General features: G+C 61.7%; 26 protein-coding genes and 1 pseudogene. 16 read left to right on the forward strand and 11 right to left on the reverse strand.

Features of this window, described 5'->3' with window-relative positions:
* Nucleotides 1–46 precede the first annotated feature (46 nt).
* Nucleotides 47–832: a DeoR/GlpR family DNA-binding transcription regulator gene (locus ACM530_RS28205; RefSeq protein ID WP_242197690.1), complete on the forward strand. Its 786-nt coding sequence runs from the start codon at nucleotides 47–49 to the stop codon at nucleotides 830–832.
* Here ACM530_RS28205 and ACM530_RS28210 read toward each other — a convergent pair.
* Genes ACM530_RS28210 through ACM530_RS28220 form a run of 3 tightly spaced genes read right to left on the reverse strand, consistent with a single transcriptional unit; the run spans nucleotide 797 to nucleotide 2,168 of the window.
* Nucleotides 797–1,525 (reverse strand): DUF72 domain-containing protein, encoded by a 729-nt coding sequence (locus ACM530_RS28210; protein WP_242197693.1) that lies wholly within the window; start codon nucleotides 1,523–1,525, stop codon nucleotides 797–799. The genes ACM530_RS28205 and ACM530_RS28210 overlap by 36 nt on opposite strands.
* Nucleotides 1,522–1,953, reverse strand: a complete 432-nt coding sequence (locus ACM530_RS28215; protein ID WP_416363748.1) for a DNA methylase — start codon at nucleotides 1,951–1,953, stop codon at nucleotides 1,522–1,524. The genes ACM530_RS28210 and ACM530_RS28215 overlap by 4 nt, the downstream gene beginning before the upstream one ends.
* 2 nt (nucleotides 1,954–1,955) lie before the next feature.
* Nucleotides 1,956–2,168 (reverse strand): hypothetical protein, encoded by a 213-nt coding sequence (locus ACM530_RS28220; RefSeq protein ID WP_119735379.1) that lies wholly within the window; start codon nucleotides 2,166–2,168, stop codon nucleotides 1,956–1,958.
* A gap of 202 nt (nucleotides 2,169–2,370) precedes the next feature.
* Here ACM530_RS28220 and ACM530_RS28225 point away from each other — a divergent pair, with 202 nt between their 5' ends.
* Both ACM530_RS28225 and ACM530_RS28230 read left to right on the forward strand, forming a co-directional pair.
* Nucleotides 2,371–2,874 (forward strand): DUF4142 domain-containing protein, encoded by a 504-nt coding sequence (locus ACM530_RS28225; RefSeq protein WP_106580144.1) that lies wholly within the window; start codon nucleotides 2,371–2,373, stop codon nucleotides 2,872–2,874.
* A gap of 30 nt (nucleotides 2,875–2,904) precedes the next feature.
* Nucleotides 2,905–3,465, forward strand: a complete 561-nt coding sequence (locus ACM530_RS28230) for a type 1 glutamine amidotransferase domain-containing protein (RefSeq protein ID WP_242197696.1) — start codon at nucleotides 2,905–2,907, stop codon at nucleotides 3,463–3,465.
* Between the two features lie 60 nt (nucleotides 3,466–3,525).
* Here ACM530_RS28230 and ACM530_RS28235 read toward each other — a convergent pair whose 3' ends face one another.
* Nucleotides 3,526–3,732, reverse strand: a complete 207-nt coding sequence (locus ACM530_RS28235; protein WP_106580146.1) for a PLD nuclease N-terminal domain-containing protein — start codon at nucleotides 3,730–3,732, stop codon at nucleotides 3,526–3,528.
* 161 nt (nucleotides 3,733–3,893) lie between these two features.
* Here ACM530_RS28235 and ACM530_RS28240 point away from each other — a divergent pair, with 161 nt between their 5' ends.
* The 4 genes and pseudogenes from ACM530_RS28240 (at nucleotide 3,894) to ACM530_RS28255 (ending at nucleotide 5,751) form a co-directional block, all read left to right on the forward strand.
* On the forward strand, nucleotides 3,894–4,451 hold the full coding sequence (locus ACM530_RS28240) for an ATP-dependent Clp protease proteolytic subunit (protein WP_145165767.1): 558 nt from the start codon (nucleotides 3,894–3,896) through the stop codon (nucleotides 4,449–4,451).
* A 189-nt stretch (nucleotides 4,452–4,640) separates the two neighbouring features.
* Nucleotides 4,641–5,117 (forward strand): hemerythrin domain-containing protein, encoded by a 477-nt coding sequence (locus ACM530_RS28245; RefSeq protein WP_242197699.1) that lies wholly within the window; start codon nucleotides 4,641–4,643, stop codon nucleotides 5,115–5,117.
* Nucleotides 5,118–5,287: 170 nt separating this feature from the next.
* Nucleotides 5,288–5,398 (forward strand): annotated as a pseudogene (locus tag ACM530_RS28250) (KGG domain-containing protein); the annotation flags it as partial.
* A gap of 59 nt (nucleotides 5,399–5,457) precedes the next feature.
* Complete coding sequence (locus ACM530_RS28255) at nucleotides 5,458–5,751, forward strand: hypothetical protein (protein ID WP_242197702.1); 294 nt, start codon at nucleotides 5,458–5,460, stop codon at nucleotides 5,749–5,751.
* Between the two features lie 92 nt (nucleotides 5,752–5,843).
* Here ACM530_RS28255 and ACM530_RS28260 read toward each other — a convergent pair whose 3' ends face one another.
* Together ACM530_RS28260 and ACM530_RS28265 are read right to left on the reverse strand one after the other, a co-directional pair.
* A complete protein-coding gene (locus tag ACM530_RS28260; protein ID WP_242197705.1) occupies nucleotides 5,844–6,389 on the reverse strand; it encodes a putative natural product biosynthesis protein in 546 nt (181 codons plus the stop codon).
* A 62-nt stretch (nucleotides 6,390–6,451) separates the two neighbouring features.
* Nucleotides 6,452–6,835, reverse strand: coding sequence for a DUF2946 domain-containing protein (locus ACM530_RS28265; RefSeq protein ID WP_242197707.1), 384 nt, complete (start codon nucleotides 6,833–6,835; stop codon nucleotides 6,452–6,454).
* 179 nt (nucleotides 6,836–7,014) lie between these two features.
* Between ACM530_RS28265 and ACM530_RS28270 the strand changes: the two genes are divergently transcribed.
* On the forward strand, nucleotides 7,015–7,623 hold the full coding sequence (locus tag ACM530_RS28270; protein ID WP_119735385.1) for an SCO family protein: 609 nt from the start codon (nucleotides 7,015–7,017) through the stop codon (nucleotides 7,621–7,623).
* A complete protein-coding gene (locus tag ACM530_RS28275; protein ID WP_416363749.1) occupies nucleotides 7,623–8,090 on the forward strand; it encodes a copper chaperone PCu(A)C in 468 nt (155 codons plus the stop codon). Before ACM530_RS28270 ends, ACM530_RS28275 begins: the two co-directional genes overlap by 1 nt.
* 413 nt (nucleotides 8,091–8,503) lie before the next feature.
* Here ACM530_RS28275 and ACM530_RS28280 read toward each other — a convergent pair whose 3' ends face one another.
* A complete protein-coding gene (locus ACM530_RS28280) occupies nucleotides 8,504–8,833 on the reverse strand; it encodes a DHCW motif cupin fold protein (protein ID WP_416363750.1) in 330 nt (109 codons plus the stop codon).
* A gap of 140 nt (nucleotides 8,834–8,973) precedes the next feature.
* On the opposite strand from ACM530_RS28280, the gene ACM530_RS28285 reads away from it, so the two are divergent.
* Nucleotides 8,974–9,459 carry an HIT family protein gene (locus ACM530_RS28285; RefSeq protein WP_242197716.1) on the forward strand — a complete coding sequence of 162 codons (486 nt, stop codon included), beginning with the start codon at nucleotides 8,974–8,976 and terminating at the stop codon, nucleotides 9,457–9,459.
* A gap of 898 nt (nucleotides 9,460–10,357) precedes the next feature.
* On the opposite strand, the gene ACM530_RS28290 is transcribed toward ACM530_RS28285, so the two are convergent.
* Nucleotides 10,358–10,849: a GNAT family N-acetyltransferase gene (locus tag ACM530_RS28290; RefSeq protein WP_242197719.1), complete on the reverse strand. Its 492-nt coding sequence runs from the start codon at nucleotides 10,847–10,849 to the stop codon at nucleotides 10,358–10,360.
* Nucleotides 10,850–11,025: 176 nt separating this feature from the next.
* Between ACM530_RS28290 and ACM530_RS28295 the strand changes: the two genes are divergently transcribed.
* The gene (locus ACM530_RS28295) at nucleotides 11,026–11,361 is read left to right on the forward strand and encodes a hypothetical protein (protein WP_242197722.1); all 336 of its coding nucleotides are present in this window, start codon (nucleotides 11,026–11,028) and stop codon (nucleotides 11,359–11,361) included.
* Here the strand turns inward: ACM530_RS28295 and ACM530_RS28300 are convergent.
* Nucleotides 11,351–12,964: a hybrid sensor histidine kinase/response regulator gene (locus tag ACM530_RS28300; protein WP_242197725.1), complete on the reverse strand. Its 1,614-nt coding sequence runs from the start codon at nucleotides 12,962–12,964 to the stop codon at nucleotides 11,351–11,353. The two genes, ACM530_RS28295 and ACM530_RS28300, sit on opposite strands and share 11 nt — an antisense overlap.
* A gap of 114 nt (nucleotides 12,965–13,078) precedes the next feature.
* On the opposite strand from ACM530_RS28300, the gene ACM530_RS28305 reads away from it, so the two are divergent.
* Nucleotides 13,079–13,681 carry a LuxR C-terminal-related transcriptional regulator gene (locus ACM530_RS28305; protein ID WP_416363751.1) on the forward strand — a complete coding sequence of 201 codons (603 nt, stop codon included), beginning with the start codon at nucleotides 13,079–13,081 and terminating at the stop codon, nucleotides 13,679–13,681.
* Here the strand turns inward: ACM530_RS28305 and ACM530_RS28310 are convergent.
* Nucleotides 13,678–14,112 carry a GNAT family N-acetyltransferase gene (locus ACM530_RS28310; RefSeq protein WP_242197731.1) on the reverse strand — a complete coding sequence of 145 codons (435 nt, stop codon included), beginning with the start codon at nucleotides 14,110–14,112 and terminating at the stop codon, nucleotides 13,678–13,680. The two genes, ACM530_RS28305 and ACM530_RS28310, sit on opposite strands and share 4 nt — an antisense overlap.
* A 205-nt stretch (nucleotides 14,113–14,317) precedes the next feature.
* Between ACM530_RS28310 and ACM530_RS28315 the strand changes: the two genes are divergently transcribed.
* Genes ACM530_RS28315 through argE form a run of 4 tightly spaced genes read left to right on the forward strand, consistent with a single transcriptional unit; the run spans nucleotide 14,318 to nucleotide 17,913 of the window.
* Entirely contained in the window at nucleotides 14,318–15,649 is a 1,332-nt protein-coding gene (locus tag ACM530_RS28315) for a flavin-containing monooxygenase (protein WP_416363752.1), read from the forward strand.
* A gap of 23 nt (nucleotides 15,650–15,672) precedes the next feature.
* Nucleotides 15,673–16,083 (forward strand): RidA family protein, encoded by a 411-nt coding sequence (locus tag ACM530_RS28320; RefSeq protein WP_416363753.1) that lies wholly within the window; start codon nucleotides 15,673–15,675, stop codon nucleotides 16,081–16,083.
* Nucleotides 16,084–16,093: 10 nt separating this feature from the next.
* Nucleotides 16,094–16,771, forward strand: coding sequence for a DUF1028 domain-containing protein (locus ACM530_RS28325; RefSeq protein ID WP_416363754.1), 678 nt, complete (start codon nucleotides 16,094–16,096; stop codon nucleotides 16,769–16,771).
* Nucleotides 16,768–17,913, forward strand: a complete 1,146-nt coding sequence (gene argE / locus ACM530_RS28330) for an acetylornithine deacetylase (RefSeq protein WP_416363755.1) — start codon at nucleotides 16,768–16,770, stop codon at nucleotides 17,911–17,913. The genes ACM530_RS28325 and argE overlap by 4 nt, the downstream gene beginning before the upstream one ends.
* A 71-nt stretch (nucleotides 17,914–17,984) precedes the next feature.
* Here the strand turns inward: argE and ACM530_RS28335 are convergent, their stop codons facing one another.
* On the reverse strand, nucleotides 17,985–19,064 hold the full coding sequence (locus ACM530_RS28335) for a LacI family DNA-binding transcriptional regulator (RefSeq protein WP_242197744.1): 1,080 nt from the start codon (nucleotides 19,062–19,064) through the stop codon (nucleotides 17,985–17,987).
* Nucleotides 19,065–19,222: the final 158 nt, after the last annotated feature.

A 19,222-nucleotide genomic window follows, 5' to 3' on the forward strand; every position in this document is an offset into this window, starting at 1 on the left:
CGGCAGAGGCCTAATCTCGCATAAACCCGCAAAAAGACGCACAAACATGCAGAGCACTCATCAAGCCATCGACCTGCCTTCGTTGCGCAAACAGAAAATCCTGTTGCTGCTGGAGCGCGACGGCAAAGTCACCGCATCCGAATTGGTGGAGCATTTTGCCGTGTCCCAGGACACCATCCGCCGCGACCTCGGTGAACTGGCCGCCGCCGGCCTGTTGCAACGCGTGCACGGCGGCGCCCTGCCCCGGCCCAAAGACACCGGCAAAGACTTCTTCACCCGTGTGGGCGAGACCAATGAGGTCAAACGCCACCTCGCGCGCCTGGCCGCCGATCGCGTGGAAGACGGCCAGATCGTGTTGTTCGATTCCGGCTCGACCACGCTGCAGATTGCACAATCCTTGCCACGTGCGATCCGCCTGACGGTGGTCACACCGTCGCCGATGATTGCCATCGCCCTGGCCGACCACCCGGATGTGAAAGTGATTTTGGCGGGTGGCCAACTCAACCCTGCCACCTTGTCCACCAGCGGCCACGAAGCCGTACGGCTGATCCAGAGCATCAAGGCCGACCTGCTGTTTACCGGCGTGTGCGCGTTGCATCCGCAAGTGGGCATCAGCTCGTTGCATTTCGACGAAGTGGCGGTCAAGCAAGCCTTGCTCGACAGTGCCTCCCACGTGGTGGCGGTGACCATGGCCGACAAGCTCGGCGCGGTGGAGCCCTTTGTGGTGGGCCCGTGCAGCCGCATCCATACGCTGATCACCGAGTGGCACGTACCGAGTGTCGAAGCCTATGAGCAGTTAGGGCTGGAAGTGCTGCGCGTGGAGGTTGAGTAAGTACAAGGCATCGGCAGTGGCATGACCGCTGGCGGTGTTGTCGAAGATGCACCAGGTGGGAGTGCCTGCTGCAACGGACTGGCTCAGTTGCTGCGAGAATGCCTGCACGCGCTCCGGCCCATACGCGCTGTGATAGATGCGCGGCGAGCCGTGCAGTCGCCAATACTGCACGCCCTGCCAGCCGGTGCCCGCGTCGATGACCGGTGGGTCGGCGACCACACGGCCTATGTGTAAATCCTGCAATAACGCCTCGGCTTCAAGCCAGCTGGCGTGGCGCGGTTCCAAAACCACGGCACCCGCAAATCGTTGGCGTAACGCCGTGAAAAACGGTGCAGCAATCGCCGCGTCATAGCCAAAAGACGGTGGCAATTGAATCAGCAGGCAGCCCAGTTTTTCACCCAATCTGAGGCACTGCTCGACGAATTCATCCAGCGCGGTTTCGCAGCGTTGCAAGCGCAATTCATGGGTGATGCGCTTGGGCACCTTGACCGAAAAACGAAACGCCGGCGGTACCGATTGCGCCCAGCGCTCATAGGTCTTGGGCAGGTGCGGGCGATAAAACGAACTGTTGATTTCCACTGCGTTGAAACGCGACGCGTAACGTTGCAGGTGTGTACCCTCGCCCGCAAAAGCCGGCCACTGTTCACGCGGCAAACTCCACCCCGCGCAGCCCACATACAGCGCTGCCTTCAAAACAGCACCTTGGCGGCGTCGCGCATAAAAATCTCGATGGTCTTGGGCCCGACGCCTGCAAATTCACCCAAGCGTTTTTCGAAGGCCTGACGGTCTTCGCTGGCGCTGCGAATATGGCTGATCTTGCCGCCATACTCGGCATTCAATTTGGCACTCAGGTCGAGCAAACGCTGCGCCGTGGTTTCGTCATAGCGCACGTAATGCGCGCGTCCAAGCATCGACACCAACTCCCTGGAGGTGCAGTGCTGCAACTTGTGCGCGGTATCGCGGCCTTGCTCTTCGACAATCACCTTGTACGCCTGCGCAGCAATTGGCGCCTGAATGCGCTTGCCCATCAGGAAGCTGGCGATAAACCACTTGAACAGGCTGGCGTCGTCTTCAGGCCTTAACTCAATGCCCAACTGCGCAGCGGTAATCGACCTGGCCATGCTCAGTGGCCCAACTTGCGCTCAGCCTTGGCGGCTTGCTCGTTGATGGCGTCGGTCTGGCGTTCGATGTCCTTGATCGACGTGGGCGTGAGTACCTTGTCGACACTTTCGGTTTTCGGGTTCGGGCGTTCCAGCGTGTGGCCCTTGTCGGCTTTGTCGGTGCCTTTCTGGGCGTCTTCGGAACTGATCGGGGTTGGGGTTTTATCGGCAGTCACAGTTTGTCTCCAAGCAGTTGAAGGCCCACAAAAAATAGCGGGCGCTTATGCAGCAGAGCCTGTCGAATTTCGATAGTTCAAGGAAATTGGCGTGCATGACCACCGGAGAAAAAACCGCGAATTAATTTAAACCTTTTGCCGAGGCTCCCCCTCAACAGTCAGGTACGGCATCACGCCACTGTTGATTTCAAGGAGATCCACCATGACTACTCTGCTGATGAAACAAATGGGCCTGACCTTTGTGCTGGTTGCAGGCTCGATTTCCACGGCCATGGCCGCAACGTCCAACAGCTTTGTCGACGACGCCGCCCAAGGCGGTATCACCGAGGTGGAAGCCGGCAAGCTGGCCCTGGAAAAAAGCAGCTCGGCCGACGTAAAGACTTTTGCTCAGCACATGGTCACCGACCACACCAAAGCCAATCAGGAACTGACGGCATTGGCGAAAAAGCTGGATATCGAAGTACCCGATGACGCCGCCCTGACCGACAAGGCCAAAAAAGCCATCCTCGAAATGCGCGACGAGTCGTTCGACAAGGCCTACGCCAACAACCAGGTCGCCGCTCATGAAAAAACCGTCGAATTGTTCCAGAAAGAAGCCGCTTCCTCGGACAACGCCGAGCTGAAAGCCTTCGCCGCCAAGACCCTGCCGACCCTTGAAGCCCACCTAAAAATGGCCAAGGAGCTGCAAGCCAAACACGACCACTAAACCATCCCCTGACCCAGGAGACACTCGACCATGAGTTCGCAACTCAACGGCAAGAAAATCCTCATCATCACCTCCAATACCGGTATCGAACGCGATGAGCTGGTCAAGCCACTGGAAGCGCTGCGCGGTTATGGCGCCACGGTGACTCACGCGTCCAGCAAAGGCGGTACCACCCAGACCTTCGTCGGTGACACCGAGAAGGACAAAACCGTGGAATCCAACGTGCAATTGTCGGACGTGGCAAGCAGCGACTTCGACGCTTTGGTCATCCCTGGCGGCACCGTCAACGCTGACACCTTGCGTCAGGATGCCGACGCGCTGCGCTTGATCAACGACTTCGTCAAGGCGGGCAAAACCATCGCGGCGATCTGCCACGGGCCATGGACGCTGATCGATGCAGGCGTGATCAAGGGCAAAACCCTGACCTCGTACAAAAGCGTGCGGATCGACCTTGAAAACGCCGGCGCCGCCGGCTGGGTGGATGCCCAGGTCAAGGAATGCAAGGCCAATGGCTGGACCTTGATCACTTCGCGTACTCCGGATGACTTGCCGGCGTTCAACGAAGCAATTGCCAAAGCTGTTGCGGGCTAAACCACCCGCTTGAACGTAAACAGGCGCCCAATGGGCGCCTGTTTACGGTCTTGAATGGTCTCAGCTTTTACGCTGTTCAGCCATCTCACGTTTTGGCCCGAACAAGGCCCAGACGATCAGCCCGAACAGCGGCACGAAAATCAGAATGATCAACCACAGCCCTTTGGTCTCCCAGCCACCGGTGCTGCGTAATACGACGTTGATCGCCCATAATTCCAAGATCAGCAGAATCACGGCCAGAATGATCCAGATAGTTTCCAATTGCATAGCTCACCTCCTGAGGTCTATGCATTAGGTCAAGCAGATGGCCTGAGGGTTCCATTCGATTTTCAGCAAGGGCTCACGCCCAACGGTTGCAGCTAATCCTGCGCGACCTTCTAGACTCAACACTGAATCACCTCGCCTGCACTGAATTAAGGAGGTTCAGGATGACCGAGCACGTTATCCACTTTCACTGCCAGATCGACCAGAGCACCACCGAGCGCTTTCGCGACTGTTGCCTGGACGCTATCGGCGAAGGCGCCAGTTCCCTGCTGCTGAACCTGTCGACCACCGGTGGCAGCACCAATTTCGGCTTTACCCTCTACACCTTTCTCAAGGCGTTGCCGGTGCCCTTGTGCGCGATCAACGCGGGCAACATCGAGTCCATGGGCATCATTATGTTCCTGGCGGCGAACCGACGCATCACCACGCCGCACTCACGGTTTTTGATTCACCCGATGAACTGGTATTTCAGCCAGAGTTCAGTGGACCACCAGCGTCTGCGTGAATACCTGTCGAGCCTGGATAACGACCTGGCGCGCTACGTGAAAATCTATGAATTGGAGACCACTCAAGCCGAGACCCAGCTGGATATTTTCAAGTGCCTGTCGGCTGAGGAAAAAGTCATCGCCGCGCATGAATCGCTGGCCTATGGCATTGCCCACGAGGTGCAGCAGGTGGTGTTTGCCGAAGACATCAAGCATTGGAAAGTCAGCGGCGCCTAGAAGCGGCGTATTGCAATCTGCTGCCTGGCAAACCATGCAAGGTGCACGAATGCGCGGCCTTGCAGGTTTCCCTATCTCATTGATTAATATGGTTTTATTAAAGTTATCCAAGTTGGTACAACTGATGCAACCTCCAAGTAACGAGGCGTGCACTTCGACACGCCCGAATGCTATCCGTGAGGTTCCACCATGAATGCAATCGACCTTCTCAAGGCTGACCACGAACGCGTCAAGGCGCTGCTGACCCAACTGAGCGAGTCCACCGAGCGTGGCGTCAAGAAACGCACTGAATTGCTGGCCAAACTCGAGATGGAGATCAGCCTGCATACCCGCCTCGAGGAAGAGATCCTTTACCCCGCGTTCCGCAAGGCCGGCGGTAAAGAGCAGGACATCATGTACCACGAGGCCAAGGAAGAGCACCGCACCGTCGACGCCCTGGTGCTGCCCGACCTGAAACAGACCGAGCCTTCGACCACTGAATTTTCCGGGCGCGTCAAAGTGGTCAAGGAACTGTTGGAGCACCACATCGAAGAAGAGGAATCCGAGATGTTCCCGCAGGCCAAGAAGCTGTTGGGCAAGACCGTGCTCGAAGCCCTTGGTGCAGAAATGGAAGCGATGAAAGCCGCGCACAAGAAAGCCCTGGGCGCCAAGCCGATCGCGGCCTGATGCCCGTTCGTCGCATGCCCGCGAACTATTTCAAACTTTGATTTCGATTGAGCATTCCCAATTAAGCGACACCGTTGATTCATTCATCGAAGAGGGATTTTGAAATGGCTACCAGCGGAAAAACCACGACAGGTGCAGGCGGTAAAGCCAAGCCAGATACTGCCAAGAAAAGTGGCGGTCAAGGCTCCGGCGGCAATTTTGCCAACGACCGTGAGAAAGCTTCTGAAGCCGGCAAAAAAGGCGGAGCCCACAGCTCCGGCGGCGGCGCCAAGAAGTCTTGATTGAAGCACCACCGGGGCCCGGGTTTCCCGGGCTTCGGCCCACGCAAGGGGATTGAGTCATGAAGACCAGTATTTCCCACAGGATGTTGCTCATCGTCGGCTTTTCAGCGTTGCTGGCAAGCCCTGCTTTCGCCGCCTTTGGCGATGCCATCGCCCCCGCCGCCAATTCGCTGAGCGGCAGCAGCGCAGCAGGTTCCGCGCTGCCGCCAGGCACCTATCCGAGCAGCCCCTCCGACAGTGACAAAAAGGCTGAAACGCCGCCCAAAGAGAAGGCCTCGACGAGCGGGAATTCACACAAGCAACCCGACGCGAAAAAGACTCAGAAAAAGATTCCGCGCAGCAGCAGCAACTAGCTGCTTAACAAGGGCCAGGCGAAACGCCTTGCCGCTTGCCTTTCGCCCATGGCCACGGCGTGGCCTGGGACCCGCCGTGGCCTCTCAAGGACTCAGGGCACTGGCAACCAACCGCTGAAATCACCCTGACGGTTCAACGGGCACCAGCCGAAGTCGTCCAACGGGGCTGGCAATGGCTGATGTTCGACGCTTGCCAACGCACTGCCCTTCCAATCGAAAATCCTCGCCCCTCGCCATCCCACGACCACGCCCTGCGCCTGGCTTCGATCGGTAGTGATCCAGCGCGCCGCCGCGGCCGCCATGAAAGCCTCGATGGGCTCCTCATCAATCTGTGATCGATACCCCGAGGCGAGCAGCCAGCGGCAAACGTTAAGGTGGTACGTCCAGTCCAGCGGCGGCTGGTTGTGATAGGCCCAGGTCATGAAGCTGCGAAACAGGTTCAACCCTTCCGGTGGATCCAGCTTGAGCAAGGCCGGGCAGATATCGAACAAGGTGTGCCAATACGGCAATAAACGCGCATCCAGGTGCACGAAGCAGCGCGAATTGCTCGGGTAATCAGCCAGTGTCGGTTCGGCGCGCATACGCCGAGATGCCTTGCTGACCAGGCGGCTGGCGCCTGCAGGCAATACAGAGATCATGAAATACACTCACAGTCGTGACGATAGAACGCCTCCTGAACACAGGAAGCCCAAGGCACACGTCAGAATGCGGGGGAAGCGCGGGGGTTGGCCGAGGGCCAGGAATAACGCGGCGGCGCCTTGTTGCGCCGCTCATGGGCAGGACGTGGGGTGTGTCCGAGGCCCAACAGCCAGGCCAGCCCGATGAGGAACACGATGGCCACGGTCACGGCAGCGCATACCGGGCAGGCAAAGTAGTTCGAGATGTTGCCAGACGCCGGGTTACCCAACCCTTTGTCGGAAAGTGGCGCTTGGCTACCGTCCACCGAGCAGAACGCACCACCGATGCCGTTGAGTTGCTCGCCAAGCATCTGCCCATGGCCCAAACCGCAGACGAACAGGTTCATCAGCACGCAGAAGTACAGGGCCCAGGCGATCAGCGAACGGTCGGGGTGGCTCAATTTCATGGCGGCGACTCTACCACTGAAGCCCCAAAGGGATGAAGCACGGCGCGCCCTGTGGCAGAACGTCGCAGATTACGTGGGCTGGCCTGGGTTGGTAGACTGTGCACCCGCATCATTACTCCTTTTCAAAGCCTGCCATGCCGTTGCAGAGTCATCCAGGCGTTTCACAGGATGCACAGTTGATGAGTACGTTATTCACCCGCCGCAAAGTGCTGACCGGTATGGGCCTGTTGGGCCTGGGCAGCCTGCTGGGCGGCTGTGATTACAGCCCCAAGCTGAACTTCAAGTACGGCAAGGACCTCAGTGACAAGATCATGGGCCGCACCTTCAAGCTCAAGAACACCGACGGCGAAACCGTCACCCTTAGCTCGTTCCGTGGCCTGATGCCGGTGGTGTTCTTCGGCTTTACGCAGTGCCCGGCCGTGTGCCCGACCACCCTCGCCCGCGCCGCCCAGGCCAAGAAGCTGATGGGCCGCGACGGCGAGATCATGCAAGTGGTGTTCATCACCCTCGACCCCGAGCGCGACACCCCGGCGATTCTCGACAAGTACGTCAAGGCCTTCGACCCGAGCTTCGAAGCGCTCTACGGCACCCCGGAAGAAATCGCCGTGGCCGCCAAGGAGTTCGGGATCTTTTATGAAAAGATCCCCGCCGGCGACACCTACACCCTGTCGCACACGGCCACCAGTTTCGTCTTCGACACCCGCGGCAACCTGCGCCTGGGCCTGTCGGCATCCCTTACCGCTAAAGAGTGCGCAGAAGACCTGCTCACCGTCATGGAGGTCTGCTAATGACTGCTGTTCAACACCTCAAGCGCACCCTGATCGGCCTGTCCCTGCTGGGCCTTGCGGCGCACGCCAGTGCCCAGGTGCTGGTGACCGACGCGTGGGCTCGCGCCTCTGTGCCGGGCCAGCCGTCCAGCGGCGCGTTCATGACCATCACCGCCGACAGCGACAGCAAACTGCTCAGCGTGGCAACGCCGGTGGCCAAGGACGTGCAGATCCATGAGATGAGCATGAAGGACGATGTAATGCGCATGGGCCCGGTGGACTCGGTCGCGCTGCCTGCAGGCAAAGCGGTCAAGCTCGACCCCAACGGTTACCACGTGATGCTGATGGGCCTGACCGGGCAGATCAAGGAAGGCGACCAGGTGCCGCTGACCCTGACGGTGGAGAACGCCAAGGGCGAGAAACAGTCGATTGAAGTCAAAGCGCCGGCCCGTGGACTGGACGGTATGGACCACAGCACGATGCACTAAGCCACTGCGTGGCGAATGAGCTTGTTGTGGCGAGCGGGCTTGCCCCGCGTTGGGCTGCGCAGCGGCCCCAGTCAATCCACCACAGTACATCAGTGAAAGCGCGGCGCCTGGTTTCAGGGCCGCTTCGCGCCCCAACGCGGGGCAAGCCCGCTCGCCACAACCGGCCCCTGCCAGCCCCCGCCAATGCCATATCCAAAAGCTCTGCCCTCAACACTTTCTCTATATCTGCAAACAGACCCGATAGCCTGATTCTGCATCGCGAGAGCGTGGCGTACTGCTGAATCAGCAACGCCAGCCCCAAGCTGCTGGCGCCGATCACCCTGGTGCGGCGCGCGTTCAACCCGTCGGCGCCGCTGCAGAACTTTATTGACCTGCCGCGTGCGTCTGCTGGGGTGTATCGCGAAGGGTGAGGCTCAATCCACGATAAACAGCTTCGCGCCGGTGAGGGTGGATGAGCGATGCCCTTCCATGTCATTGCCCACCTGGTAACTCATCCCGGCCGTCAGGGTGAATTCGCGGCCGTCTTCCAATTGCGTGTGCAACTCCCCTTCCAGACACAGCAACACATGCCCGCGCCAGCACCAGTGATCGGCCAGGTAACCGGGCGTGTATTCGACCATGCGCACGCGGGTGGTGCCGAAGTGGCACGTGCGCCACAGGGCAGTGCCGGTCACGCCTGGGTGCAGTTCGGGTTCGAGGGTGGACCAGTCGGTGATGGCAAACGGGACAGCGGTCAGTTGCATGGTGGGCTCGGTCGTCAGTTAACGTCGCTCGACCCTATCCGCCCACCACGCGCAGCGATAGACACAGATCGCCGGCTTTTGTGGGATACAGGGGCTCGCGCTTGTTATCCTGCCCGCCCGGCTCTCATGGACGCGTGCTTATGCCGATCGACCCCGCTTTCATCCTTCACGACACCGAGCACTGGCGGCTCAATCATCACCTGGCCTCAACGCTGCCGGGCTACCTGATGCTGGGTGCCAAAGCGCCAATCGACTCGCTCGCCGACATGCCGGAAGCCGCGCTGACTGAGCTGGGCGGCTTGCTGGCTAAAACCCAACGGGTGATCGAGGCGCAGCTGCAGCCCAAATGGCTGTACATCAGCCGCTATGGGCACATGCCCGGCTTCCCGCTGCACTTTCACTTCATCCCGGTGTACGACTGGGTCGAGCAGGCGTTTTGGCAGGACCCGCGCTACCGCGTGCTGCAAGGTTTTGGCGCGCAGGCGCCAGCACAGACGCTGACCGACGGCGCCGAGTTGACGCTGTTTGTGTGGCGCGAGTTTGGCGAAAGCCCAACGCCGCCGGCGGTTCAGGGGGACTCGGTTAAGCAGGTTATCGAGCGACTGCGCACGGCCTTCCAAGCCTGACCCAATCCCCTGTGGGAGCTGTCGAGCTTTAGCGAGGCTGCGAAGGCGGCGGCACTGCCGAAACAACGGTCGCCTGACCCACCGCTTTCGCAGCCTCGCCGGGGCTCGACAGCTCCCACAGGGACCGCGCCCATGCCCAGACGCCACCGAGGCTTCGTTTGATCCGCTGCGCACGCCCCTTCAAGCCCGCCCCCGTTCCCCTGTGGGAGCTGTCGAGCTTTAGCGAGGCTGCGAAGGCGGCGGCACTGCCGAAACAACGGTCGCCTGCCCCACCGCTTTCGCAGCCTCGCCGGGGCTCGACAGCTCCCACACGGACCGCGCCCATGCTCAGACGCCGCCGAGGCTTCGGCTGATCGGCTGCGCACGGCCTTCCAAGCCTGCCCCCGATCCCCTGTGGGAGCTGTCGAGCTTTAGCGAGGCTGCGAACGCGGCGGCACTGCCGAAATAATTGTTGCCTGAACCACCGCTTTCGCAGCCTCGCCGGGGCTCGACAGCTCCCACAAGGAGCGCGCCCATGCCCAGACGCCGCCGAGGCTTCCGCTGATCGGCTGCGCACGCTCCTTTCAAGCCCGCCCCCAATCCCCTGTGGGAGCTGTCGAGCTTTAGCGAGGCTGCGAAGGCGGCGGCACTGCCGAAATAATTGTTGCCTGAACCACCGCTTTCGCAGCCTCGCCGGGGCTCGACAGCTCCCACACGGACCGCGCCCATGCCCGGACGCCGCCGAGGCCTCAGTTGATCGGCTGCGCACGCCCCTTCAAGCCCGCCCCCGTTCCCCTGTGGGAGCTGTCGAGCTTTAGCGAGGCTGCGAAGGCGGCGGGACTGCCGAAACAACGGTCGCCTGACCCACCGCTTTCGCAGCCTCGCCGGAGCTCGACAGCTCCCACAGGAATTGCCTGTGTTAGCCGGAGCTAGTCGCGTCTTCAGCAATCAGTCGCTTGGTCATCGGTATACACGCCAGGGTCAGCCCCGACGGCGAGTGATACACCGCTTGTTTGTCGCCCACATAACCGCATGCTCTGTAGAAGCTCGCCGCGTTGAGCGTCGAATCCAGCACCACGTGCTCAATGGCCAGTTCCCGCGCAACGTTTTCCAAGTGATCAAGCATCGCCTTGCCATACCCGCGTCCGGCGAATTCAGGGAGCACAAACAGCGCGCCCACTTCGTGGTTATCCGGGTCGAGCATCCCGGTGACCACGGGCTCGCCATTCACCCAGCCCAGGTAAAACGGTTTGTCCATCAGCGCGCTGTAGCCGTCTTCGGCGCGGCCGCGGGTCCACAGCAGCATCTGTTCGCGGCTGTAGACGCCGATGCATTGGCTGCGGATGGCCAACAGGCGAATGTCGAACGCCGCCTGGGCGTCCGCTTGGGTGGCGCGTTTAATCTGCAGCATGCTTCTCTCCGTCCATGACCTCATCGTGCCATTAGCACACTTGTGCTAATCGACCCCTTTGCCCGTCGGCGCTATATTCCACGGCACTTCCACCGCTCCCCCCGGCACCGCACGCCTGTTGCGCGAGGGTGCCTTGCGCGCTGGAAAAACCCTGACAATCCCAAGGAAGAAGCCTCATGAACCTGCACGCCTGCGTTACCCGTCTCACCCTGCTTGGCGCCCTGATCATCGGCATAGCCGGTTGCAGCAACGTCAAGCCCAATGAAGACCATCTCAAGACGCTGTCGGAAACCAACCTCGGTGAGCCGGTCAAGCGTATCTCCAACGTGCGCAATGACTCCATGACCACCTACTACATCGCCAGTACCGCGTCCGGTGATTACAACTGCACCGTGCCCAGTGGTGCCAGCGGCGGCTTGTTCACCGTGGCCAGCTTTGGCCTGATGAAACCCAGCGCCTGGTGCATGCCCAAAGGCGCCAAAGGCGGTCAAGCCGCACCGTTCATGCAGTGACGGTTGGCTGGCTGAGGTCACGCAGCGTGCCGCGTAGCTCTGCAGGCCGCACCGGTTTGGACAGAATCGCGATCTTGCGGTCATGCAGGGCAGCGTGGATTTTTTCCACGTCGTGCCCGGTCAAAATCAGCGCCGGCACCGCCCAGCCGCGTTGCCGGCGCAGGGCATCGATGCACTCGATGCCGGTGGCGTGGTTGCCCAGGTCATAGTCGGCGACGATGATGTCGCAGTCGCTGACCAGGCCCTGCCCGCTGGATTCGGCCTGCACCTCGCAACCCCAGCGTTCCAGCAAGGCCTGGGTGGCCAACAGCACGTTGTGGTCATCTTCCACCAGGCAGACTTTCAGACCCGTCAGCAAGCCGGCCTGGCGCGGGTCGTCTCGCGCAGCCGGTTGGCGCGGCGCCGTCGCCAGTGCCAGGCCGTACAGGCTCACGGAAGTGCCATGGCCCAGCCGCGAACGCAGGCTCACGTGCACGCCCATCAACTGCCCCAACCGCTTGACGATGGACAGCCCCAGGCCCACGCCTTCGACGTCCTTGTCACGCAGTTGGCGCACCCGATAAAACTCTTCGAAGACCTTCGCCTGATGTTCCTCGGCAATGCCCCGCCCCTGGTCATGCACCTGCACCGACACGCCGCCGTCGCGAACGCGCGCGCCAATCAGTACCGGGCGCTGCGCGCCATATTTGAAGCAATTGGAGAGCAGGTTTTGCACCATCGTCGCCAACATCGCGGGGTCGACCTGCACCCAATACGCACACGGCCGCAGGCGCAGTTCCACGCCGGCCCAGTGCGCCGCCTCGGCGTGCTGGTGCACCAGGTCGGCGAGGAATTCGCCCAGGTGAATCACTTGGTATTTGGGCAACAGCCTGCCGTTGTCGAGGGTGTAGAGGTCGAGAATCGAACGGAACAGCTGCGACACGTTGAGCAGCGAGCGGTCGATATTGTCCACCAACCGCTGTTCGTCATGCCCAAGCTTTGCCTCACGCAAACACGCCGTGAACAAACCGATGGAGTGGATCGGCTGGCGCAGATCGTGACTGGCCTGGGCCAGGAACCGCGATTTTTCGAGGTTGGCCGCGATGGCTTCTTCAGAAGCCTTGCGCGTGCGTTCGAGCAAAATATGCGCGTACACCGGGATCACCGTGCTGGTGATCATCAGCATCAGCACCATGAACGGTTGCGCCTGCCACAGGGGAGTCAGCCGGTACACGATCAGCAGCGCGAGCAACGCCAGCCCCGTGGCAATCGCCAGGTAGCGCGAGCCGTAGCGCATGCCGTTGCCCAGGTTGACCCACACCATCACGGCATACAGCGGCAATGCCGCTTCACCGCCCACCACCAGCCCGAACGAGGTGCCGGTGTAGTCGTGGATCATGCCCAGCACCCGCCGCGTCGGGTAATGCCCGGGCCAGCGCGCGATGACCTGGCGCAGCGCGATGGAGGCCAGCAGGAACGCCACGATGTACAGGATCACCGGCACGTAGGTGTCCACCGACTGACCGGGAAAGAACCCCAGCGCGCCGATGTAAACAATCGCGATGGCGGCCACCACGATGCGCAGGTTGGCCTGATCGAGTTCGGAGTTGGTCTCATGACTCATGGATGACGTCCTTGTGCGGCAATCGATCTGTCCGGTACGTGCCAGCAGCGTCCCTGTGGCGCGGTGCTAAAGTAGCATGTCACAGCACTCTCTTGCCCAAGGAAGGCGCACACCATGACTGGCCGAATCATCATAGCCGACGACCACCCGATGTTTCGCGAAGGCATGCTGCGCACCGTGCAGCGCCTGCTGCCCGAGGCCGTGGTGCAAGAGGCCGGCGACCTGGACGCGGTGCATGCCTTGACCCGCGACGGCAGCGATATCGACACACTGATCCTCGACCTGCGCTTTCCCGGCCTGACCTGCATGAGCCAGCCGGCCGAGCTGCGCCAGCACTTGCGGCGCACCACCTTGATCGTGGTGTCGATGGTGGATGACCCGGCGCTGATCGAGCAGGTGATGGCGCTGGGTGCCGATGGTTTTATCGGCAAGAACATCACCCCGGACGAAATCGGCCAGGCCCTCCTGGCGATTCGCGACGGCGAAGTGCTGGTCAAGTTCGCGCCCTCCGGCCTGCTGCCCCTGGGCACGCACACCCTCACCGCGCGCCAGCAAGAAGTGCTGCGCCTGATCGCCCAGGGCAAGACCAACAAGGAAATCGCCAAAGCCCTGGCGATCTCGCCGTTCACAGTGCGCATTCACGTGTCGTCGCTGCTGCGCAGCTTGAAGGTGCCCTCGCGCGCGGCGGCGGCCGTTAAGTACTCAGCAGAACTCTAGGCGTTTTCGTTGCCGGGGCGCGTGAAGGAGTAACGGTCGATGTCCGTTCGCAGCGTCCAGCCCTGCCCTTGCCAATACGCGGCGGCATGGGTGTTGGTCTTGAACACGTCGAGGTGGCATTTGCCGATGCCCAGTTGCTCCAGCGCACCGAGGCAGCGCTCGACCAGTGCCTGGGCGATGCCTTGGCGGCGATAGTCCGGCAGCACCAGCAGGTGTTGCAGGTAGCCACGCCGGCCATCATGGCCGCACATCACGCAGGCGATCACCCGGCCGTCAGCTTCAGCGACAAAACTCATCTCAGGGTTGCGCGCCAGGTAGCGTTCGGTAGCCTCGCGGGAGTCGGCATCGCGCAGGGAAATGCCAGGGGTGTTTTGCATGAGGGCGAGGACGGCGTCGTAGTCGGAAGGGGTCATTGCGCGAAGCGCGGGCATGGCATAAACCTTGTGGGAGCGGGCTTGCCCGCGATGGCGTTGGGTCAGATATGACGCCATCACCCGGCAGATTGCAATCTCGGGCAAGCCCGCTCCCACATTTGATCTGTGGGGTTACGCACACCGCTCTGCATCCGATATTTATGCTCTGTTCCCAGCTTAATAATATTTTATTAAAAATCGCCCTCCCCCTAGCCTTGACGCCATGCCCAAGCTGAATCCAACTGCATTACGCAAGGACAGACACATGACGCAAGCAATAACAAAAACAGACACCCTGGTCGTGGGAGCCGGTCAAGCTGGCGTGGCCATGAGCGAGCACCTGAGCAAGCACGGTGTGCCGCACCTGGTGCTGGAGCGCAGCCGTATTGCCGAGCGCTGGCGCACCGGGCGGTGGGATTCGCTGGTGGCCAATGGGCCGGCCTGGCATGACCGTTTTCCAGGCCTTGAATTTGATGACGTCGCCGCCGATGGCTTCGCGCCTAAAGAGCGCGTGGCCGATTACTTTGAAGCCTATGCGCGCAAATTCAACGCGCCGATCCGCACCGGCGTGGAGGTGAGCGCTGTGGTGCGCAATGTCGGCCGTCCGGGCTTTACCGTGCACACCAGCGAAGGCGTGATCGAAGCCAACCGCGTCGTCGCCGCCACCGGACCGTTCCAGAAACCGGTGATTCCAGCGATTGCGCCCAAAGACACCGCGCTGCACCAGATTCATTCCGCCGACTATCGCAACCCTGCGCAACTGCCCGCCGGTGCCGTGCTGGTCGTGGGTGCCGGCTCGTCCGGCGTGCAGATCGCCGATGAATTGCAACGCTCCGGCCGCCAGGTGTACCTGTCGGTCGGCGCCCACGACCGTCCGCCGCGTGCCTACCGCAACCGCGATTTCTGCTGGTGGCTAGGCGTGTTGGGCGAATGGGATCAAGCCGCGATGAAGCCTGGCCGCGAGCACGTGACCATTGCAGTGAGCGGCGCCCACGGCGGCAAGACCATCGATTTTCGCGAGCTGGCCCAGCAAGGCATGACCCTCGTCGGCCTGACCCAATCCTTCAATGGCAGCACCGCCACCTTCCAGGCGAACCTGGTGGAAAACCTGGCACGCGGTGATGAGAACTACCTGGCCCTGCTGGATGCGGCGGATGCCTACATCGAGCGCAATGGCCTCGACCTGCCGGTGGAACCCGAAGCACGCCGCGTATTCCCCGACGCCGAATGCATCAAACAGCCGATCCTGGAACTGGACCTGGCAGAGGCCGGTATCACCTCGATCATCTGGGCCACCGGCTTTGCCGTTGATTACAGCTGGCTGAAGGTCGATGCCTTTGACGCCGCCGGCAAGCCGCAGCACCAGCGCGGCGTGGCCCCCGAGTCGGGGATCTACTTCCTCGGTTTGCCATGGCAATCGCGCCGTGGCTCGTCGTTTATCTGGGGCGTTTGGCATGACGCCAAGTACGTGGCCGACCATATTGCCATCCAGCGCCAATACCTTGAGTACCGTGAATCCGCACCGGTTGTTCAACCGTCACCTGTCAGCGCCTGATCACTTTTTTCTGGAGTTTTTTGATGCCTACTCACACGCGTATCCGCATGTTCAACACCAAGGAAACCTACCCCAACCAGAGCCTGGACAACGACCTGTGCCAGGCCGTGCGCGCCGGCAATACCGTGTACGTGCGCGGCCAGGTGGGCACTGATTTTGACGGCAACCTGGTGGGCCTCGGCGACCCGCGCGCGCAAGCCGAGCAAACCATGCGCAACGTCAAGCAACTGCTTGAAGAAGCCGGTTCCGACCTGAGCCACATCGTCAAGACCACCACCTACCTGATCGACCCGCGCTACCGCGAGCCGGTGTACCAGGAAGTCGGCAAGTGGCTCAAAGGCGTGTTCCCGATTTCCACCGGGTTGGTGGTGTCGGCCCTCGGCCAGCCGCAGTGGCTGATGGAAATTGACGTGATCGCCGTCATCCCCGAATAAGGAGCCGCACATGACCTTTTCAATCGTCGCGCGCTGCGCGGACACCGGCCAGCTGGGCATCGCCATCAGCTCATCGAGTATCGCCGTGGGCGCGCGTTGCCCGTGGCTGCGGCCCGGTGTGGGCGCGGTCTCGACCCAGAACATCACGCTGCCGGCCCTGGGCCCGGACGTGCTCGACCTGCTCGAACAAGGCCTCGCGCCGGCCGAGGCCGTCGACCAGGCCCTGACCCGCAACGGCTACAGCCAGTACCGGCAATTGACGGCGATTGATCACCTGGGCCGCAGCGTGCATTTCAGCGGCAGCGAAACCCTCGGCACGCACCACGCGGTGGCGGGCGAACAATGCGTGGCGGCGGGCAATATGCTCGCTGACCGCGCGGTGATCGAGGCGATGGTCACGGCCTTCGAGCAAGGCGAAGGCCAACTCGCCGACCGCCTGCTGGCCGCCATGCACGCGGCCATCGCCGCCGGTGGCGAAGCCGGCCCGGTGCACTCTGCCGCGCTGGTGGTGGTGGGCGAACTGACGTGGCCGATCATCAACTTGCGGGTGGACTGGGCCGATGCACAGCCGATCGGCGAACTGCAAAAACTGTGGGACGCCTACCGCCCGCAAGTGCAGGACTACATCGACCGCGCGCTCGCCCCCGACCGCTCGCCCGGCTACGGCGTGGCCGGGGACGAGCGATGAGCACCAGCCGCCAATTGCTGCAGACGCTGGTGGGCTTTGACACCACCAGCCGCGAATCGAACTTGCAGTTGATCGCGTTCGTGCGCGATTACCTGGCCGAATTCGGGGTGACCAGCGAACTGGTCTACAACGCGCAGCGCAGCAAGGCCAACCTGTTTGCCAGTGTCGGCCCCACGCAACTGCCGGGCATTGTGCTGTCGGGGCACACCGATGTAGTGCCGGTGGATGGCCAGCCGTGGACCGTGCCGGCGTTTGAATTGACCGAACGCGACGGCAAGCTGTTCGGTCGCGGCACGGCGGACATGAAGGGGTACATCGCCTGTGTGCTGGCGCTGGTGCCGGCGTTGGTGGAAGCCGACTTGCGCCTGCCGGTGCATATCGCCCTGTCTTATGACGAGGAAGTCGGCTGCCTGGGCGTGCGCTCCTTGCTGGCGGTGCTGGAGCAGCGGCCGGTGAAGCCGATGCTGTGCATCATCGGCGAGCCCACCGAACTCAAACCGGTGCTCGGCCACAAGGGCAAATTGGCGATGCGCTGTGATGTGCATGGCGAGGCCTGCCATTCGGCGTATGCGCCGTCTGGCGTGAATGCGATTGAGCATGCCGCCGAGTTGATCGGTGAGCTGGGGCGAATAGGCCAGCGACTGCGCGAGCAGCAGGACCCGCGGTTTGATCCGCCGTTCAGCACGGTGCAGACCGGGGTGATTTCGGGTGGCAAGGCGCTGAATATCGTGCCGGCAGACTGTCGGTTTGATTTTGAGATTCGCGCCTTGCCGTCGCAGGACCCTGGCGACGTGGCGTCAGCGCTGCGGGCCTACGCCGAGCAGCAGGTGCTGCCGCGTATGCAGGCGGTGAGTGCGCAGAGTGCGATTCGGTTTACCGAGTTGTCGGCGTATCCGGGGCTGGTGACCGATGAGCGCAGCCAGGCAGCAGAGTTGATCGCAGCGTTCAGCGGTTCGCGGGATTTCGGCACCGTGGCGTTCGGCACCGAGGGCGGGTTGTTTGATGCGGTGGGTATTCCCACGGTGGTGTGTGGGCCCGGGAGCATGGACCAGGGACACAAGCCGGATGAGTTTGTCAGTGTGGCGCAGTTGCAAGGCTGCGACGACATGCTGCAACGGATGCTGGACTCGATTCGCGCCTGAGCCGCCGGGCTGTCAAACCCGCACCTCAACGGTGAGGGGGAGCCCTTCCCCTCTCACCCTCAAGGGTGTGTTCAATCCTGGCGTGGCGCTGCGCCCGTCGACTCGCGCTCAATGAGTTGCACCTCCAGCATCGGCGGCGCCTCACAGGCAAGCCCGGCAAGACGATCAATCAGGTACTGCGCGGCCATTTCGCCGATCTGCCGGTCGGGCACCTGAACGGTGGTCAAGGCAGGCCGACTGTGGGCCGCGATCTCGATGTCGTCGAACCCGCAAATGGACAATTGACCAGGCACCGCAATGCCCAGCGCCTGGGCTTCCAGCAATGCGCCGATGGCAAGCATGTCGTTACCGCAAATGATCGCGGTGGGCGCCGGTTGTTGGCTCATGATGTGTTGAAGGCTGGCCCGGGCAAACGCGACGCGCCCCTCGTTCAGGCTCTGGGCGCGAATGGCCTGATGCTGAGGCCGCAGGGCCAGCCCTTGCTCGGCCAGGGTGGCGTGCACGGCCTGCAGCCGGGCCTGGATGCGGCCGTTGTCGGTGACCGACTGGAAAATGATGCCAAACCGCTGATGCCCCAGCGCCAGCAGGCGCCGGGTAATCATTGCGTAGGCCTGCCCATGGTCAAACCCGGCGCAAGGGTGCCGCGCACCGGCGCGCTTGCCAAAGGTGACCACATACGGCGTGCCTTTGGCATCCAGCTGATCAAATAACGCATCGGGGTAATCATCCCCAAGCAGTGCCAGCGCATCGACGCCACGCGCCAGCATGCCTCTGGCCTGACGATAACCTTCGCCCGGGTCATACGCCGAGCAGGCGACAAACACCGCCAGCCCGTGAGCGCCCAAACGGTTCTGGAACGCCTGCAACTGCTGGTGAAATTTCTCGTGCTCCAGGGTCGGCACGATCACACCGATGGTGTACGAGCGCCTGGAAACCAACGAACGCGCCGCCGCGTTGGGCACCCAGTCCAGTTGATCGATGGCCGCGCGTACCTTGGCGCGGGTTTTCTCACTGACGCGTTGCGGCTCATTCAAATAGCGCGAAACGGTTGCGGTGGACACATTGGCGATCCGGGCGACATCGGCGAGCACCGGTTCCTGGGTACTGTGCGCATGAGGCGTGTCGCGGGGCGTGGTGGTTGCGGCGGGCATAGGTGGCTTCATGTCAAAAAGTAAGCGTTACGCACAACCTAAGCGGGCACCTCGGCACAGTCAATGAATCGTTGACAGCCAGCAAACTGAAAACCTAGGATGTAAGCGCTAGACAAAAAATAAACATTCTAAACATCAGTGTTTATATTGGGCACTCC

The organism is Pseudomonas sp. NFX183 (genome assembly GCF_047943075.1).
Taxonomy (GTDB): Bacteria; Pseudomonadota; Gammaproteobacteria; order Pseudomonadales; family Pseudomonadaceae; genus Aquipseudomonas.